The organism is Azospirillum sp. B4, assembly GCF_000333275.1.
Classification (GTDB): Bacteria; Pseudomonadota; Alphaproteobacteria; order Azospirillales; family Azospirillaceae; genus Nitrospirillum.
On the sequence record NZ_BACU01000543.1, the window covers coordinates 13,874 to 31,209 of the forward strand.

Sequence of the window (17,336 nt, forward strand, 5' to 3'; positions counted from 1 at the left end):
AGACGAGGTCTCATGCCGTTGTAGGGTGCGACGGCACTCCGCCGCAGGTTTCCGGGACGTCGTCACTCGTACCGCAGCGCCAGAACCGGCCGGGCGCGGGCCACCAGGACGGTCTGCCCCGTTACGGTGGCGGCGGCGATGATCAGGGCCATCGCCGTGGGGCCCAGGAAGGTCCAAAGCCCGATGTCGACGTGGTAGGCGAAACCGTTCAGCCAGTGGCTGAGGAACAGATAGGCGGGCCCCCAGGCCAGGGCGCTGGCCACCAGCACCGGCTTGGCGAACTGCCACAGCAGCAGGCGTAGGATGTCGGCCAGCGAGGCGCCGTAGACCTTGCGCACCCCGATCTCCTTGGTCCGCCGTTCCGCCGTCACGGCGGACAGGCCGTAGATGCCGGCGCAGGCCATGCCCAGGTTGATCAGGCTGAACAGGGTGATCATCTGCGTCTCGCGCCGGATGACGGCGGTCAGTGAATTCAGGTGGTCGTCAAAGAAGTAGCGTTCCATGGGCACCAATTCGCCCGACCGGCGCCACACCGCCTCCGCCGCCGCCAGGGTCTGGGTCCGGTTGCCCGGCGCCAGCTTGACATAGATGACGCCGTAGTGGCCGGGGTCGCTGATGAAGACGGTGGGGGTGATCTTGTCCTGCAGCGACCCCATGGGGAAATCGGGCACCACCGCCGCCACCTGGACGTCGCCGTCGGCGCCGGGCAGGTGCAGGCGCTGGCCCAGGGCGTCCTCGGGCGTGTCGTTGCCCAGGGCGCGGGACGCCGCCTCGTTGATGACCACGCGGTGGCGGACGGTGCTGGGCATCTTCGCGTCGGGCAGATGGCCGGCCAGCGCCGGCAGGCGGAAGACGGGCAGGAAGCCCGGGTCGGCCGCCACGCGGCCCAGCCGCACCGCCTGGCCGTCGTCCAGCGTGGCGGTCACCAGGGGGCGGTTGCGCTCCAGGCTTTCCATGCCGGCGCAGCCCACGCCCTTCACCCCGTCGGTGTGCAGCAGGCCCATCCGCACGGATTCCGGGCAGCCGGCGTCCAGCAGCAGGATGTCGGCGGTGTCGTAGGACACGCGGTCGCGGGTCAGCAACCGCTGCTGGCGATAGGTGACGGAGGCGCCGACCAACAGCATGACCAGCAGCATGAACTGCCCCATCACCAGCACCTGGCGCACCCGGGCCGACCGGTCCACCACCGGCGCCGTGCCTTTCAGGATGGCCACCGGCCGGTGGGCCGCCAGCACCAGGGCCGGGTAGAAGCCCGCCAGCCCCGTCACCGCCACCGCCAGCCCGGCGATGATGGCCACGACCTCGGGCGAGGCCGCGTCCAGGGACAGCCGCGCGTCCAGGAAGCGGTTGACCTGGGGGATGGCCAGCTCCGTCAGCGACAGGGCGATGATCATGGCCATGCACACCAGGATCAGGGTTTCCACCAGGAACTGCACCACCAGGTCGCGCCGCCGGGCGCCGCCCATCTTGCGCACCCCCACCTCCACCGCCCGGCGGGTGGCGCGGGCGGTGGCCATGTTGATGAAGTTGATGCAGGGGATCAGCAGGGTCAGCAGGGCGATGCCGGCGATCATGTACATGCGGTTCAGGCGGTCCGGATTCAGGCCGGGATGCAGTTGCAGGCCGGTCATGGGCACCAGCTGGGGTGTTCCCCAGTTCTGGGACGCCAGCGTGTCCAGCTGGGCCTGGGCCGTGGCGGGCGAGGCCCCGGCCCGCAGGCGGACGTAGGTGAAGACGTCGCCGGCCATGTGGCTGGCGGGGCGGCTGGCCGGGGCGGTTTCATCCGCGTCCTGGGCGTCACGCTTGGCCTGCGCCGCGTTGAGCGGCGACAGGGGAGAGGTGGCGGAGACCAGGACCATCAGTTCGCGCAGATGACTGCGGTAGGGCAGGTCCTTCAGGATGGCGCGCACCCGCATGAACTCCTGCCCGTCGATATCCACACGCTTGCCCAGAGCCGGTTCACGCCCGAACAGCTTGCGGGCCATGCCCTCGGTCAGGGCCACGCCCTTGGGATCGGCCAGGCTGGCGCGCAGGTCGCCCTCCACCACCGGCAGGGGCAGGACATCGGCCAGACTTGGATCGGCCCAGCTGATGAATTCGCGAAAGGCCGTGCCGCCATAGCGGATCTTGTGGCTGTCGTCCACCAGCCGGGTGGCGGCCTCCACCTCCGGCACCTCGGCCTTCAGGGTGGCCGCCAGGTCGGCCGGCGTGCGCCAGCGGGTCACGGGGCCTGTCTCCGCCGGTCCTTCCCTGGTGGGGCCGTCCTTGGGCGCGCCATTCTGGGGGGGCAGCACGCTGTCCACGAAGTACAGCTGCTGATAGCCCGGCAGGAAGGTGTCGTAGCTCATCTGGTCGCGGATCAGCAGCGCCATCAGCAACGTGGCCGTCAGGCCCACGACCAGGCCGGCCAGGCTGATGACGATGTCGGGCTTCACCTGGCGCAAGGCGCGGAACGCCTGCCCGGCGGCGATGTGCAACATGACTGTCCTGGTCCCATGTTTTCGGCGGCGCAGCCGCAAGCAAGGCCCGGACCATCGGGCAAGTCCTTGGCGGATATGGATCCACCGCCACTGGCCGCGCCGTCCGGATCCGCACCTTGTCCGTTTCCGGACAGATGGTTGCCCGCTTCCGGACAATGATGCCGCGTGCTCCCCGCCTGCGCTACAGTGTGGTGAGAGGCCAAGCCGGCCAACATGGGCCGGCCAACACGGACCGGCCAACACGGGCCGGCCAACACGGGAAAGTGGGCATCACCCTTGACGCTGGATCAACTGCGCATCTTCGTGGCCGTGGCCGAACGCCAGCACGTGACCCAGGCGGCGCGCGCCCTGAACCTGGCGCAGTCGGCGGCCAGCGCCGCCATCGCCGCGCTGGAGGACCGCTACCAGACGCCCCTGTTCCACCGCGTGGGGCGCGGCATCACCCTGACGGAGGCCGGGCGCCTGTTCCTGGTGGAGGCCAAGGCCGTGCTGGCCCAGGCCGACAGGGCGGAACGGGCGCTGGCGGACCTGTCGGGCCTGCAGCGCGGGCACCTGCGGGTGCAGGCCAGCCAGACCATCGCCGGCTACTGGCTGCCCCGGCACCTGGTGTCCTTCCACGACAGCCACCCGGGCGTCACCCTGGACCTCACCATCGGCAACACGGCGCAGGTCGCCGCCGCCGTGCTGGAGGGCACGGCCGACCTGGGCTTCGTCGAGGGGGCGGTGGACGGTGCCGACCTGGCGGCCCACCAGGTGGCGCTGGACCAGCTGGTGGTGGTGGTGGCGCCAGGCCACCCCTGGGCTTTCCGGACGGCGGTCTCGGCCGCCGATATGCTGGACACGCCCTGGGTGATGCGGGAGACGGGGTCGGGCACCCGCTCCGCCTTCCTCAATGCGCTGGCGGACCTGGGTGTCGACCCGTCGGGCTTGCGCGTCGCCCTGGAGTTGCCGTCGAATGAGGCGGTGCGCGCGGCGGTGGAGGCGGGCGGCGGGGCGGCCGCACTCTCCGCCTCCGTCGCCAGCGGCAGTATCGAGGTGGGGCTGTTGCACCCGGTGCCCTTCCCCCTGCCGCCTCGCGCCTTCACCCTGCTGCGCCATGCCGGGCGGGGGCTAAGCCGTGCGGCTACGGCCTTTTTGGGCGGCATGGGGCTGCCTGACCTGGCTTAAGCGATAGGGCCGCCGGCTTGAAAGCCCCCGCGGCCAAATGAACTTCTTTTGACCGTCCCGGCCGGGCCTTGACCTGGCCTTGGGCGTGGTCGATTGAAGGGTCCAAACACGGCCTGCGGCCCGGCGTGGGCGTGAGGGAGGCGAGAGCGTGGCAAGGTCGCAATACGGCATGAGTCCGCCGCGCAAAAGGGTAGGCCGTCGCCATGTAATGGCGGCTGCACAATTTCTGGGCGATGATCCGGATATCGTTGCCTGCGTATTGGGCGAAGCGGAGTCCGTGCCGCCGCGCGAACGCACTTTTCGTAGGCAATTCCTTGGCTAGGCTGAGTTGGCGTGGCTCTTGCTCAACCATTCAGTCGGGCCTACCGATGGGGAAGGGGTTTATGGCGAAAGCAGACGGTCCATTCAATGAAATGGGCATGTCGGATGAAGTGCGCGGCCCGTATGTGGACATCGAACGATGGCTGCGCGAGATGCCGTCCGACAAACTGGAACTGAAGCGCCGCGAGGCGGAGACCTTGTTCCGGCGTGTGGGCATCACCTTCGCGGTGTATACCGAAGGCGGCGATCCTGAACGGTTGATCCCCTTCGACATCATCCCCCGCGTCCTGGCGCGCGCCGAATGGGACAGGCTGTCCCTGGGCCTGCAACAGCGGGTGAAGGCGTTGAACGCCTTCCTGGCGGATGTCTACGGCGAACGCCACATCCTGCGGGCGGGCAAGGTGCCGGAGCGGATGGTGCTGGGCAACGAAAGCTTCCGGCCCGAGATGCAGGGCTTCCTGCCTCCCGCCGGCGCCTACACCCACGTGGCCGGAATCGACATCGTCCGCCTGGACGCGGACAACTTCTACGTCCTGGAGGACAACTGCCGCACGCCTTCCGGCGTCTCCTACATGCTGGAGAACCGCGAGGCCATGCTGCGCCTGCTGCCGGATCTCTGCGGCATGCACAAGCTGGCGCCGGTCTCCCACTACCCGGAAGACCTGCTGGACACGTTGAAGTCCGTGGCGCCGCCGGCCTGCCGCGACGCGCCCACGGTGGCGGTGCTGACCCCGGGTTCCTACAACAGCGCCTATTACGAGCACTCGTTCCTGGCGGACGAGATGGGCGTGGAACTGGTGGAGGGCGGCGACCTGTTCGTGGACGAGGGCTTCGTCTACATGCGCACGACCCAGGGGCCGAAGCGGGTGGACGTGCTCTACCGCCGCATCGACGACGATTACCTGGACCCGCTGACCTTCCGTCCGGACAGCGCGCTGGGGGTGCCCGGCCTCTTCGCCGCCTACCGCGCGGGCCGGGTGACGTTGGCCAACGCGGTCGGCACCGGCATCGCGGACGACAAGGCGATATATCCTTTCGTCCCCGAAATGATCCGCTTCTACCTTGGGGAAGAGCCGATCCTGCTGAACGTGCCGACGTATCTGTGCGAGCGGGACGACGACCGCAAGTACGTGCTGGAGCACCTGCACGAACTGGTGGTGAAGGAGACGCGCGGGTCGGGCGGCTACGGCATGTTGATCGGGCCGCAGTCCACGGCGGCCGACCGGGCGCTGTTCGCCGACCGCATCAAGGCGCGGCCGGCCGACTATATCGCCCAGCCGACGCTGGCCCTGTCGACCTGCCCCACCTTTGTGGAGCAGGGCATCGCCCCCCGCCATGTCGACCTGCGCCCCTTCGTGCTGAACGGCCGGGAAATCCGGGTGGTGCCGGGCGGCCTCACCCGCGTGCCCTGGCGCGAAGGCTCCCTGGTGTGAATTCCAGCCAGGGCGGCGGCACCAAAGACACCTGGGTACTGGAGCGCTGACGAAGAATGCTGAGCCGTACCGCAGACGGACTGTTCTGGCTGGCCCGCTATATGGAGCGGGCGGCCAGCGTCGCGCGCCTGGTGCAGGTGGGCAACCGCATGTCCAACATGTCGCTGTCCCTGGATAATCCGGGCAATGAATGGCGCTCCACCCTGGTGGCGGCGGGGACGGAACCGGGCTATCTCGCCAAGCATGGCGAGGTGGTGCCGGCCCTGGTGCTGGACTACCTGGTGCTCGATCCGGAAAACCCGTCCAGCATCGTGTCCTGCATCGAAACCGCCCGGCGCAACGGCCGCGCCGTGCGCACCGCCCTGACCGTGGACACGTGGGAGGCCCTGAACGAGACCTGGCAGCAGACCCGGGCGCTGAAGGCCGACCGCCTGGCGGCGGACAGCCTGCCGGGGCTGATGGACTGGGTGATCCAGCGGTCCCTGCTGTTCTGCGGCAGCTATGCCAACACCATGCTGCGCAATGACAGCTATCTGTTCACCCACCTGGGCACGCTGCTGGAACGGGCGGACAACACCGCCCGCATCCTGGATGTCAAATACCACGTGCTGCTGCCGGACCATGAAAACGTCGGCGGGGTGCTGGATTATTACCAGTGGCAAAGCATCCTGCGCGCCGTGTCGGCGCTCCGCAGCTATCACTGGGTCTACCATGACCGGCTGAAGCCCTGGCTGATCGCCGAGCTGCTGATCCTAAAGCCGGAAATGCCCCGGTCGCTGGTGGCCTGCCTGGGGGAGGTGGTGGACCTGCTGGAGGCGATGGCCGTGCGCTATGGCGGCCAGAAGGGCGAATGCCACCGCCTGGCGGGGGAGATCCATGCCCGCCTGCGCTATGGCCGGGTGGAGGATATCTTCCAGTTCGGCCTGCATGAATACGTCACCCAGTTCATCGACGACATGCTGCGTCTGGGGCAGGAGATCAGCGCCTTCTACCTCAACGTCCGCTGATAGGTAGCGGGGACCTGACGCGGCCCGGTCCCGGATATCGGGGCCGGGCCGTTTCATTGCGCCGTCATAAAACTAAATGGCATTTAATTTCGACAAACCCTGGTGGCGGCAACCGGTTTCAGGGTATGAGACGGGGCATAGGGATAGGGGGCCTGTCCCGGCATGGACGGCTCCCTAAACTGAAGAAGAACGCCCCGAAGGGGCCGCGTCCGCACGTCCGAGGCCTACGAGATGACTTATTGCGTCGCCCTGTTCCTGAAGGCTGGATTGGTCATGCTGTCCGACACCCGCACCAATGCCGGCGTCGACAACATCTCGACCTTCTGCAAGATGCATAAGTTCGAAACGCCGGGTGAGCGCTGCATGGTCCTGCTGACGGCGGGCAACCTGTCGATCAGCCAGTCGGTGGTCAACCGCCTGCAGGAGGGCGTGTCCATCGGCGACGCGGATCCGGAGACGCTGGCCACGGTGCCGTCCATGTTCCGCGCCGCCCAGCTGGTGGGGGCGGCCATCCGCGACGTCTACAACAGCGACGGCCTGGCCATGAAGGCGCAGGGCGTGGGTTTCGACGCCTCCTTCCTGCTGGGGGGGCAGATCCGGGGCCGCGGCATGCGGCTGTTCCAGATCTATTCCCCCGGCAACTTCATCGAGGCGACGCCCGAGACGCCGTACCTGCAGATCGGGGAACACAAGTACGGCAAGCCCATCCTGGACCGTGTCGTCTCATACGACACGGCGGTGCAGGATGGGCTGAAGCTGGTGCTGGTGTCCATGGACAGCACGCTGCGCAGCAACCTGTCGGTGGGCATGCCCATTGACCTGGCTGCCTATCACCGTGACGACCTGACCCTGCGCATCCACCGCCGCATCACCGAGACCGACAGCTATTTCCAGCACGTGCGGGACCATTGGTCCAACGCCCTGCGCCAGAGCTACCGCACCCTGCCCACGGCCGATGAGTGGTGGGCGGGCGAGCAGCAGGTTTAGCGTTTTTTTCCGCTCTCGGTGAAGCGTTGGCGAGACTCTGATCCACCGAGGCGGGGATCCACCGAGGCGGGCTAGCCCTCTTGCTTCTTCAGCAGCGGCTTCAGCACCGACGCCACGGCCGCCAGGCCGGCGGGCAACGATGCCACAAGGGCCGCGATGTCCTGGCGGGCGGTTATCGCGTCGCCGGCGCGGGCCGCCGTCTGGATGCGCCCGGACAAGGCCTGTATCTGGCGCAGGCCGATGTCGCCCGCCGTGGCGATCAGGGTGTGGGCCGACCGGGCCATGGCGTCGGTGTCGGTGCTGTCCGCCAGAGTCTCCAGCGCCGACACCCGCGCCTCGCATTCCGTGACGGAAGACATGACAAGGTCGGCCAGCGTATCGGTGTCCAGCAGCTCCGCCAGTTGGCGCAGGGGGGCGGGGTCCAGCACCGGCGGTTCGGTGGGGGGCGTCGGTCGCGGCGGCGGCGCGGGTTGGGGCGGTGTCGACGGGGGCACGGCCTCGGCGGGGGCCGTTGGGCGGGGGGCCGTCACACCGCCGGTCCAGCGGGCCACGGTGCCGGCCAGGGTGGGCAGGGCGAAGGGTTTGGCGATGTAGTCGTCCATGCCGTTGGCCAGATATTCCTCACGCATGCCGGCCATGGCGTTGGCGGTCATGGCGATGACGGGGGTGCGGGGCCGGCCCGCCGCCTCCTGGATTTCACGGATGCGCCGTGTCGCCTGCACGCCGTCCATCTCCGGCATCTGTATGTCCATCAGCACGGCGTGGAAGGGCTCGCGTTCATAGCATTCCAGCGCCGAGCGCGCGTCGCCGGCCAGGGTGACGACATAGCCCAGCCGCTCCAGCATGGTCTTGGCCACCGTCTGGTTGATGGCGTTGTCGTCGACCACCAGAAGCCGGGCGCCGTTACCGGTGGGCAGGGCGGCGCGGGGTGTCGTGGCGGTGGCGCGGCTGGGGCGGGCGGGCGAAACGGAGGGCAAGGCCGGCAGGCGGGGCACCTCCTTGGCGCGCACGGCCGGCAGGCGCACTGTGAAGGCGAAGGTGCTGCCCTGGTTCAGCGTGCTGTCCAGGCTGATGGCGCCGCCCATCAGCGCCACCAGGCGCTGGGAAATGGCCAACCCCAGCCCGGACCCGCCGAAGCGACGGGAAATGGACGTGTCAGCCTGGCCGAACTTGCGGAACAGCTGCGCCTGGGCGGGCGCGCTAATGCCGATTCCGGTGTCGCGCACGGCGAAGTGCAGCGGTACCAGGCCGTCCTTGGCGATGCCGATCTCCACCTCGAGGACGACCGACCCCTTTTCCGTGAACTTCACGGCGTTCCCCACCAGGTTCAGCAGCACCTGGCGCAGGCGCAGGGGATCGCCGCGATAGTGCCCGGGTGTCGCGCCCAGGAACCGCGCCTCCAGCCGGATGCCCTTGTCGCGGGCCCTGGGGTCCAGGATGCTGGTCACGCCGCAGGTGACGTCGGTCAGCGCGAACGCCACTTCCTCCAGCTCCACCCGCCCGGCCTCCAGCTTCGAGATGTCCAGGATGTCGTTGATGATGGACAGCAGGGCGTCGGCGCTGTCGCGGATGATGATGGCGTATGAGGCTTGGTCCGCGGTCAGCGGGCTTTCCAGCAACAGTTGCACCATGCCCATGACGCCGTTCATCGGGGTGCGAATCTCATGGCTCATGTTGGCCAGGAAGTCGGACTTGGCGGCGTTGGCGGCCTCCGCCGACCGGCGGGCCGCGTCCAACTCCTCCGCCAGGGTGCGCAATTCGCGCGCCTGCGCCGCCAGGCGGTCGCGGGCGTCGATCAGGTCCGACACCTGCCGCCGCTGCACCGTCATGTCCATGTAGCCGACGACGAAGCCGCCGCCCGGCATGGGGATGGCCCGTGCCTCCAGGGTGCTGCCGTCGGCGCGGTTCAGCTCATAGGTCACCTGGCCGCCACCGTCCTGGGCGCCACTGTCCTGGCCACCAGTCGGCAAGCCCACCCCCGCCAGGGGATCGGCCGCACCCTCCGGCAACAGGGGCCGTATCGCGGACAGGGGTGTGCCGGGGGGGCAGTCCTCTGGCGCCAGGCCCATCAGGTCCAGGAAATGCTGGTTGCGGATGGACAGGCGCATCTGGGCATCGAAGGCGATGATGCCCTGGTCTATGGATTCCAGGATGGTGGTCAGCAGGCGGTCACGCTCCTGCAGGTGCTGGCGCGCTTCCACCAAGGGGGTGATGTTGCGGCCCACCCCGCGGAAGCCGCGGAAGCTGCCGTCGGCGGCGTAATAGGGCCTGCCGGAAATCTCCAGGTGGCGGGGGGTGCCGTTGGGCCCGGGCACGGAATAGGTGAAGTCGCGGAAGGGGGTGCGGGTGTTCAGGAACCCCTCATAGGCGGCCCAGTGCGTCGCGTCCGCGTCGGTGGACAGTTCCCGCCGGGTGCGGCCCAGCAGCCCGCTCATGTCCACGCCGACGAACTGCACCCCGTCGGACAGATAGGTCAGGCGGTGGGCCGCGTCCGTTTCCCAATACCAGTCGGTCGATATCTCCGTCAGGTCGCGGAAGCGTTCCTCCCGTGCCACCAGCTCCTGTTCCTGGCGGGCGACGGCGTCGGCCATGGCGTTGAAGGCCTGGGCGACGGCGTCCAGTTCGGAGCCGCTGCCGGGGCTGTCGATGTGGATGGCGCGGTCGCCGGCGGCGATGCGCTGGGCGGCGGTGCCCAGCAGGCGCAGCCAGCGCAGCACGGACAGCTCCAGGCCCACGACGCCGAAGGCGAAGGCGGCGAGGGTGACGGCAACCACCACCAGCAGGTTGCGGCGGAAATCGGCGTTGGCGGCGGCCACCATGTCCGCCTTCGACAAGCCCACGGCCACCCGGGCGCCGCTGTCACCCACGGCCGCGATGCCGAACAGACGGCTATCGCCGTGCAGGTCATCCATGTCCGCTATGCCGTCGGGTGTGCCCAGGACGGTGCTGATCAGCGGGTGGGCGCGATAGTTGGCCCCCACCATGCCCGCCAATTCCGGATAGCGGGCCAGCACCGTGCCGTGGCGGTCGACGGCCAGGAACACGGCCTGCCGCCGCTCCACCATCTGCCGGCCCATGTCCTCCAGCGCCCCCAGATCCAGGGCGGTACTGGCCACCCGCACGCCATCGCCCTTGGGCGAGGCGTGCATCTGGGCCACCACCATGATGGGGCGGCCGGAGGTGCGGCCGATCAGGAAGTCGCTGATGGTGGGCTGGCCAGTCTTGATCAGCGTCTGGAAATAATCGCGGTCGCTGAAGTTCGGAAACGGCGCGTCGGCGGAGGAGCAGAAGACCTGGCCGTCCGGGCCCATCAGGTTGATGTTGGAGATCCAGGGGTGCGCGGCTTTCATCAGCCGCGCGTCCTCGATGCACTGGTCCACCGGCAGGCCGGCGCTTTCACTGGCCAGCGTGTCGGCGATCCGCCGGGCCTGGCGGATCAGTAGGGCTTGCTGTTCCGCGACGGCGTGCGCCAGGCCAAGGGCCTGGTCCTGGGCGGCGGCCACGGCTTCCGATCGCCGGGCGCTGTAATCGATGATGGACAGGGCCGTCAGGGGCGCCACCACCACCAGCAACAGGATTTGCAGTCGGGCGCGCAGGCCTTTGCCGTGCAGCTTTAGGTAGTCGCGTGGCAAGCCGTCGTGCCTTTCCCGTCTAGGCTACAGGATTGGACCATCATAGCGAAAGCGGGCGCCGATAAACAGGCGCAGCCGTGCGACAAGACTGTTTCAACGCCGATTTTTCAACTCTTTAGCAGTAATTGAAAAAGCGGTCGCAGTTGATGGCCGTGATATGGCGGCCCTTAGGCGGCCTGCACCTTGCGCGCCTGGGGCACAATCACGGAGATGTAGAACTGGGTGCCGGCCTTGTCGAACGCCATCTCCGCCCCGATCTGCCGGCACAGTGCCTGGACGACGGTCATGCCGATGCCGGCCAACCGGGCCGCCCCCATGTCGGTGGGCAATTGGCCGCTGGGGTCGTCGATGATGCAGGACAGGCGATTGTCCACCACGTTCAGGGTCAGTTGCACCGGGCTGGACTGCCGGTCCGACCGGCGCAGGGTGGGCGTCAGCATCTCGTTCAGGATCAGGGCCAGGGCCACGCCCGTCTCCACCGGCAGCAGGACGGGTGTGCTGGTCACCTGCACGCGGTCCGGGGCGCCATACTCCAGCGCGACCTCACGGCAGAAGGCGGGCAGCAGGGCGCCGAACTCCACCTCATCCACCGTCTCGGCCTGCAGCATGCGCTTGTGCACCTCGTTGATGGCCAGCACGCGGGTGCGGGCCTCCGCCAGGGCGCGTTCGGCCTGCGGATCCTTGGTATCGTGAGTCTGTAATTGCAGCAGGGTGCCGATCATGGCCAGGCCGTTGCCGACGCGGTGGTTGATCTCCCGCAGCAGGCGGCCTTTCTCGTCCAGCATATCCTGCAGCTGCTGGCGCATGCGGCTTTCCCGGTCCGCTTCCGACACCGCGCCGCTGGACAGACGCCACACCAGGCCGCCGGCCATCAGGCAGATGATGACGCTGCCCCCCACGAACAACAGGCGCAGGCCATTGACACGGCCCTGCCGCTGGGCCAGCAGGCCTTGCTCCACCCCGTCGATTGCGGTCGCCTGGTCCCGCACTTCGGCCATCAGCGCCTCGCCCCGCTCCAGGGTGATCAGGTCGGGCGGTGCCCCGGCCGGCGTCTGGATCATCAGCACCTGCAACGCGTCCAGCCGGGCGTTGGCCTGCGCCGTCAGGACGGACAGGCGCCGCGTCTGGTCGGGGTTGTCGGCCAATAGGGTGCTCAGTGCCAGCAACTGGGTGGTGGCATCGTCGCGATAGCCCTGGAACCGCTCCCGCGCTTCCGGCGCATGTGTCAGCAGGTACAGCCGCTGCGCCGATTCCGCCGCCAGGATGTGGCTTAAAACCTGGATCGCCGTGGCGCGGACCTGATGGCTGTGGTTCACCCACCGCTCACTGCTCACCACCTCCGCGAAGATGGATTGCATGATCAACAGCAGGGCAACGATGCCCCCCAGGGCCGCCAGCCCAGCCAGTCGCACCCGCTGTCGCAACAGCATGTCCACGGCCCCAAGCCCCCTCACTCGAACGCGATGGCGGCAAAGACCGCGCATAGGAAAAATGTCCGCGTTACACACGCGGATTGGCTGGATCAGAAGCAGACCATGACGCAGTTTGCCGCGTCTGGCGATCTTGCCTTTGGCATAGGTCTTGCCTGCCGCTGCAAGGGCTTAGGACTCGGGCTTTACGGGCTGGGGCGGGGCAGCGGAATGGCGGTGGTGTACTTGATGCGCTCCATGGCGAAGCTGGAACTGACGTCGGTCAACTGCGTCACCTTGATCAGGCGCTTGTAGACGCGGTCGTAGTGCGGGATGTCGGCCACCAGCACTTTCAGCAGGTAATCCACGTCGCCGCTCATGCGGTAGAACTCCACGATTTCGGGAATGTCGGCCACACCGCGGGCGAAGGTGTCCAGCCAGTCCTCGTTATGCTGGTTGGTCCGGATGGCCACGAACACGGTGATGCCGCAGCCCAGCAACTCCGCGTCCAGCAGGGCGACGCGGCGGCGGATGAGGCCCGCTTCTTCCAACTGCTTCACCCGCCGCCAGCAGGCGTTCGCGGACAGGGCCACCGTGTCGGCCAACTGGGCGATGGACAGCGACGCGTCATCCTGCAGCAGCTGCAGCAGCCGGATGTCAATCTTGTCGAGTTGAACCATGGAGTGCGTGCTCTGTGGGAAAAAATCACAACATGCCGCCGAGATAGTGGGACAGTTTGGGATTTTTCTCAAGACGGACCAGGTTATCCTGATCCCCGCCAGGATCAGAACGGGGAGACCGGGACCATGTGGAACAAGCTGTTTGTCGACCATCCCAGGACGGTGCAGGAAAGCTATGGCGAGCACGCGCTGGTCGCGGCGTCCTTCGGCGGCCGCATGGTGCTGGCGGGTGTCGCGTGCCTCGTGCACGCCGTGGTGCCCGGCCTGTTCGTCCGCACCGGCAGCCGCACCATCGCCACGCTGCACGACCAGATGGTGGTGAACCGTAACCGGAAGACCGCCCAGACGGCTTCCGCCGATGGCCGTTACGGCCCCGTGTCGGGGTAGCGCGTCCGGCCTTCCATCGGGGCCGGACCGCTCAAGGGCGGCTCACCGTATGCTTCGGCAGGGCTTGGCCAGGCTAAAGGCCACTCCCCGCCTCCTCGCCGGGCGGGGCGTCCCCATTGAACTGGTCGATGCCGGTCATCACCCGGGTGATCATCTCCCGCTCCGCGACGCTCAAGGCCGGGTGCCAAATGTCGAACAGCAGGATGACGCGGGTCTGGTCGCTGTCGTTCCAGGCCTCATGCTCGATGGTGTCGTCGAACACCCAGGCCTCGCCCACCGTCCATTCCCGTGTCTCGTTGCCCACGCGGAAGCCGCAGCCGGGCGGCACCACCAGGGGCAGGTGCACCACCAGCCGCGTGTTGGACACGCCGGTGTGGGCGGGGATGCGGGTGCGCGGCTTCAGGACGGAGAACATGGCCGCCGGCGATTTGCCCGGCACCTGGGGCTGGGGCATGGCGTCCAGCAAGGCGGCGGTGCGCGGGCATCGCGCCCGGTTCTCCGCATGCGGCCGGCCGTAGTGCATGAAGTGGAAGGCGCTCCAGCGGGGGGAATGGTTCAGTTCCGCCCACTGGTCCAGCGGCAGGCCGTCGGGATAGGCGATGTAGGGCACGAATTGCCGGGGATCGTCCGCGTCCCGCAACACGGCCGCCAGCTCCGCCCGCACGGCGTCGGTGCCGGCCTCCAGATCGGCCAGCCAGGGGAAATCCTCGCGGTCATGGAATTCCATCACCGGCAGGCCGGGATAGAAGAATTGCGCCGGTTGCTGGTGGTAGGGCTTGGTCCGACCCAGCGCGCCGTCGACGAAGCGGGCCATGCGCCGTGCCTCGCCGCTGCGGCAGCGGGCGAGGTCGCCGCCGATCTCCCCCTTCAGGAAGGCGTCCAGGTCGGCCAGGTACTGGGCGTGGCGTTCCCGGGCACGCGCCACCGCCCGCTGGGTCGGGGCATCCAGGGCACCATCCGGCGGCGCCAGGCTCAGCGCCGTGCCATAGGCCGCACCCGCCTGCCGCGCCTCCCCCATCCCGTCCAGCAGCGAGGCGCGCATCAGCAGGGCCATGAAGTTGCGCGGGTCGAGGCCCAGCGCCCGGTCCAGGGCCGACAGGGCCGCCAGCGGCTCACCCAGGGCGCGGCGGGCGCCCGCGAGGTTCAGCCACAGGGGCACCTGGGTGGGGGCGATGGACAGCGCCTCCTCCAGCAGGGCGTGCGCCCGCGCCGGCTGGCCCGCGGCCATGGCCCGCACGGCCGCCGCGTTCAGGCCGCGCGCCTGGTCCTCCGCTTCCGGCTTGGCCGTATCGGCCTCCGCCCTCTCACCCATACCGCCCCCGCGTTGGTTGGGGTGGTGCCGGTCGGGGGATGGAAGTGCCTGGGGACGCGTCAGCATCCCCGTGTCCCCGACTGCACCCTCCCGGTTCATTACAGGCGGCGCCTTCCGGTCCACCTTTATGCCTATCACTATAGGCAGGGGTTGCGGGCGGCAACAAGGGCCGGATGGGGGAATTGTGACAACGCTTAATTTTTAGGCATTACGTAAAAATAAGGCCCGGGCGGTGGTTCCCCATCGCCCGGGCCTTGTTCCGCTCACGCGAAAACAGCTTACTTGTCGCCTACCACGCCGCAGGCGATGCGGCCGCCGCCGCCGCCCAGCGGCTCCGGCGTGTCGGAGAAGTTGTCGCCGCCGGCATGGATGACGAAGGCGTGGCCGGCCAGGTCGGCCAGCTTCAGGTGCGGCACGGTCAGCGGCTCAGGCGAGGAGGTGCCGTCGGCCTGGATGGTCAGCGGCGGCAAATCGCCCTTGTGCCCATCGGCCGTGGGGCCCAGATGCTTGCCCGTGCCGGCCGGGTCGAAATGGCCGCCGGCACCCAGGCCGGCGCCGGGCTTGCCGTCCTTCTCCCCCGGCTGGCAGGAGGCGTTGGCATGCAGATGGAAGCCGTGCACGCCCGGCGGCAGGCCGGTCAGCTTGGGCGTCAGCACCACGCCGCCGCCGCCCTCCGTCGCGGTGATGGTGCCGATGCCCTCCCCCACGCCGGCGGCGGTGATCAGGTGGACGGTGGTGGTGACGGGGGCCGCGGCCAGGGCGGGCGTGGCGCCGGTGGCAACCGCCGTGGCGGCCGTCAACAGGGCGGCGCGCAGAATGGACGTTTTCATGGATTCCCCTCCGAAAGGCCCGGTGTTCCTGACTGGGGCCGGGCTTATGGCAGGCTTGGTTAAGGCGCTGAATATTATGCCGGATGCCCCGCCCCGGCCAGCGGCCAGCCTGCTTAGGCCGGATGGGCAACACTTTGCCGCGCCTGGCGGCGCCGGCGATGATGCCCTGCGGCCCGCTTCACGCTATCGTGGGCACTCCCGCCCCGTCGCTTGAAAGCCGCCGCCCGCCCATGACCTTGCCCAGCCCCGATGGCGCCCGCGTCCTGCTGGTGGAAGACGACGACCGGCTGGCACCCCTGGTGGTGCGCCATCTGGCCGACAGCGGCTTCCAGGTCAGCTGGGCGGCCGATGCCATGGCGGCGGACGCGCACCTGCGCGCCCACGGCGCCGACTTGGCGGTGCTGGACATCATGCTGCCGGGGGAGGATGGGCTGAGCCTCTGCCGCCGCATCCGCCGCGACCATGACATCGGCATCATCATGGTCACCGCCCGGGGGCAGGAGGCCGACCGCATCCTGGGTCTGGATCTGGGCGCCGACGACTACCTGCCCAAGCCCTACAGCCTGTGGGAACTGGAGGCGCGGGCCAAGGCGGTGCTGCGCCGCTGCGTCCGGCCAGGCACGCCAGCCGGGGACCGCGCCGTCCGCCAGGCCGGCCCCTTCCGCATCGACACGGCCAGCCGGGCCGCCAGCCTGAATGGCCAGGCGCTGGACCTGACGCGCACGGAATTCGACCTGCTGGCCAGGCTGGCGGGTGATCCCGGGCGGGTGTTCAGCCGCGACGCGCTGCTGGAATGTGTGCGGGGCGGGGAGACGGACGCCTTCGACCGCGCCGTGGACACCCACATCAGCAACCTGCGCCGCAAGATCGGTGACGATCCCAAGACCCCGGCCTTCATCCGCACGGTGTGGGGCGTGGGCTACCGGCTTCATCTGCCGTGAGGGGGCTGCCGTGAGGGGGCCGGGCCTGTTCCGCCTGCTGTTCTGGCGGGCGCTGCTGCTGGTGGCCGTCTGCCTGGCCATTCTGGTGACGCTGTCCTTCCATTTCCAGGCGCGTTTCCTCTACAGCGCCTGGCAGCAGGACTTGCGGGATGAGGCTGGCTGGCTGGCCGGCCATTGGCCCGCGGACGCCGAACCGGCCGCCACCGCCCAGGCCTGGGCCAAGGCGCACGACCATGTCCGTCTGACCTGGCTGGCCAGGGATGGGACGGTGCGGGCCGACAGCCGCCCGGACCGGCCGCCGCTGGATCCGGCCTTGGCGGCACCCGGTCACCGGGATCTGGGGACGCTGGTCGGGACAGCACCCCTGCCGGATGGCGGCACCCTTGTCCTGAGCCGCTGGGGCCAGCCGGCCATCCCTATGCATGTGGAGTTCCTGCCGGTGGTGCTGGCCTTCGTGGCGCTCGCCGCCGCCATCGTCTGGCCGCCGGTGCGCGACCTGACGGCGGCTTTCCGCCGACTGTCCGCCCTGGCCGCCCGCGTGGCCGCCGGCCATTTCGGGGAGACGCTGGATCCGCCGCGCCAGCGCGAGCTGGCGGGCCTGGTCACCTCCTTCAACGACATGTCGCGCACCCTGCGGGACAGCGAGGCGCGGCAGCGCCGGCTGCTGGCCGACGTGTCGCACGAACTGCGTTCCCCCCTTGGCCGCCTGCGCGCGCTGGCGGAGACCATCGCTCGGCGGCCGAACGAGGC

Annotated in this window: 12 protein-coding genes and 1 pseudogene; 7 read left to right on the forward strand and 6 right to left on the reverse strand. The window is 68.9% G+C overall.

Annotation, left to right across the window (positions count from 1 at the left end; genetic code table 11):
* Window positions 1-62: 62 nt before the first annotated feature.
* The gene (locus I55_RS24550; protein ID WP_044563346.1) at window positions 63-2,480 is read right to left on the reverse strand and encodes an ABC transporter permease; all 2,418 of its coding nucleotides are present in this window, start codon (window positions 2,478-2,480) and stop codon (window positions 63-65) included.
* 276 nt (window positions 2,481-2,756) lie between these two features.
* Here I55_RS24550 and I55_RS24555 point away from each other — a divergent pair, with 276 nt between their 5' ends.
* The 4 genes and pseudogenes from I55_RS24555 to I55_RS24570 all read left to right on the forward strand — a co-directional run bounded on the left by I55_RS24555 (window position 2,757) and on the right by I55_RS24570 (window position 7,395).
* Window positions 2,757-3,647, forward strand: a complete 891-nt coding sequence (locus tag I55_RS24555; RefSeq protein ID WP_044563347.1) for a LysR family transcriptional regulator — start codon at window positions 2,757-2,759, stop codon at window positions 3,645-3,647.
* 383 nt (window positions 3,648-4,030) lie between these two features.
* Window positions 4,031-5,451: pseudogene (locus tag I55_RS24560) on the forward strand (circularly permuted type 2 ATP-grasp protein).
* A gap of 6 nt (window positions 5,452-5,457) precedes the next feature.
* Window positions 5,458-6,408, forward strand: coding sequence for an alpha-E domain-containing protein (locus I55_RS24565; protein WP_044563348.1), 951 nt, complete (start codon window positions 5,458-5,460; stop codon window positions 6,406-6,408).
* 231 nt (window positions 6,409-6,639) lie between these two features.
* A complete protein-coding gene (locus I55_RS24570; RefSeq protein ID WP_044563349.1) occupies window positions 6,640-7,395 on the forward strand; it encodes a proteasome-type protease in 756 nt (251 codons plus the stop codon).
* A gap of 71 nt (window positions 7,396-7,466) precedes the next feature.
* On the opposite strand, the gene I55_RS33460 is transcribed toward I55_RS24570, so the two are convergent.
* The 3 genes from I55_RS33460 to I55_RS24585 form a co-directional block, all read right to left on the reverse strand.
* Entirely contained in the window at window positions 7,467-11,027 is a 3,561-nt protein-coding gene (locus I55_RS33460; protein WP_049974461.1) for a response regulator, read from the reverse strand.
* 167 nt (window positions 11,028-11,194) lie between these two features.
* The gene (locus I55_RS24580; protein ID WP_044563350.1) at window positions 11,195-12,457 is read right to left on the reverse strand and encodes a sensor histidine kinase; all 1,263 of its coding nucleotides are present in this window, start codon (window positions 12,455-12,457) and stop codon (window positions 11,195-11,197) included.
* Between the two features lie 185 nt (window positions 12,458-12,642).
* Window positions 12,643-13,116, reverse strand: a complete 474-nt coding sequence (locus tag I55_RS24585) for an Lrp/AsnC family transcriptional regulator (protein WP_044563351.1) — start codon at window positions 13,114-13,116, stop codon at window positions 12,643-12,645.
* Between the two features lie 126 nt (window positions 13,117-13,242).
* On the opposite strand from I55_RS24585, the gene I55_RS24590 reads away from it, so the two are divergent.
* A complete protein-coding gene (locus I55_RS24590) occupies window positions 13,243-13,503 on the forward strand; it encodes a DUF6356 family protein (protein WP_044563352.1) in 261 nt (86 codons plus the stop codon).
* Window positions 13,504-13,576: 73 nt separating this feature from the next.
* On the opposite strand, the gene I55_RS24595 is transcribed toward I55_RS24590, so the two are convergent.
* A complete protein-coding gene (locus tag I55_RS24595) occupies window positions 13,577-14,881 on the reverse strand; it encodes an aspartyl/asparaginyl beta-hydroxylase domain-containing protein (protein ID WP_049974462.1) in 1,305 nt (434 codons plus the stop codon).
* Between the two features lie 212 nt (window positions 14,882-15,093).
* Complete coding sequence (gene sodC / locus I55_RS24600; protein ID WP_064742534.1) at window positions 15,094-15,645, reverse strand: superoxide dismutase family protein; 552 nt, start codon at window positions 15,643-15,645, stop codon at window positions 15,094-15,096.
* 230 nt (window positions 15,646-15,875) lie between these two features.
* On the opposite strand from sodC, the gene I55_RS24605 reads away from it, so the two are divergent.
* On the forward strand, window positions 15,876-16,586 hold the full coding sequence (locus tag I55_RS24605) for a winged helix-turn-helix domain-containing protein (RefSeq protein WP_044563353.1): 711 nt from the start codon (window positions 15,876-15,878) through the stop codon (window positions 16,584-16,586).
* A 10-nt stretch (window positions 16,587-16,596) separates the two neighbouring features.
* Window positions 16,597-17,336: HAMP domain-containing protein (locus I55_RS36280; protein WP_148293938.1), on the forward strand; the 740-nt coding region annotated here is incomplete at its 3' end.

Excerpts from the sequence above, each read along its gene's own strand:
- I55_RS24550 (WP_044563346.1), bottom strand. The coding sequence starts at position 2,480 with ATGTTGCACATCGCCGCCGGGCAGGCGTTCCGCGCCTTGCGCCAGGTG.
- I55_RS24565 (WP_044563348.1), top strand. The coding sequence starts at position 5,458 with ATGCTGAGCCGTACCGCAGACGGACTGTTCTGGCTGGCCCGCTATATG.
- I55_RS24570 (WP_044563349.1), top strand. The coding sequence starts at position 6,640 with ATGACTTATTGCGTCGCCCTGTTCCTGAAGGCTGGATTGGTCATGCTG.
- I55_RS24580 (WP_044563350.1), bottom strand. The coding sequence starts at position 12,457 with ATGCTGTTGCGACAGCGGGTGCGACTGGCTGGGCTGGCGGCCCTGGGG.
- I55_RS24585 (WP_044563351.1), bottom strand. The coding sequence starts at position 13,116 with ATGGTTCAACTCGACAAGATTGACATCCGGCTGCTGCAGCTGCTGCAG.
- I55_RS24590 (WP_044563352.1), top strand. The coding sequence starts at position 13,243 with ATGTGGAACAAGCTGTTTGTCGACCATCCCAGGACGGTGCAGGAAAGC.
- I55_RS24595 (WP_049974462.1), bottom strand. The coding sequence starts at position 14,881 with ATGCTGACGCGTCCCCAGGCACTTCCATCCCCCGACCGGCACCACCCC.
- sodC (WP_064742534.1), bottom strand. The coding sequence starts at position 15,645 with ATGAAAACGTCCATTCTGCGCGCCGCCCTGTTGACGGCCGCCACGGCG.
- I55_RS24605 (WP_044563353.1), top strand. The coding sequence starts at position 15,876 with ATGACCTTGCCCAGCCCCGATGGCGCCCGCGTCCTGCTGGTGGAAGAC.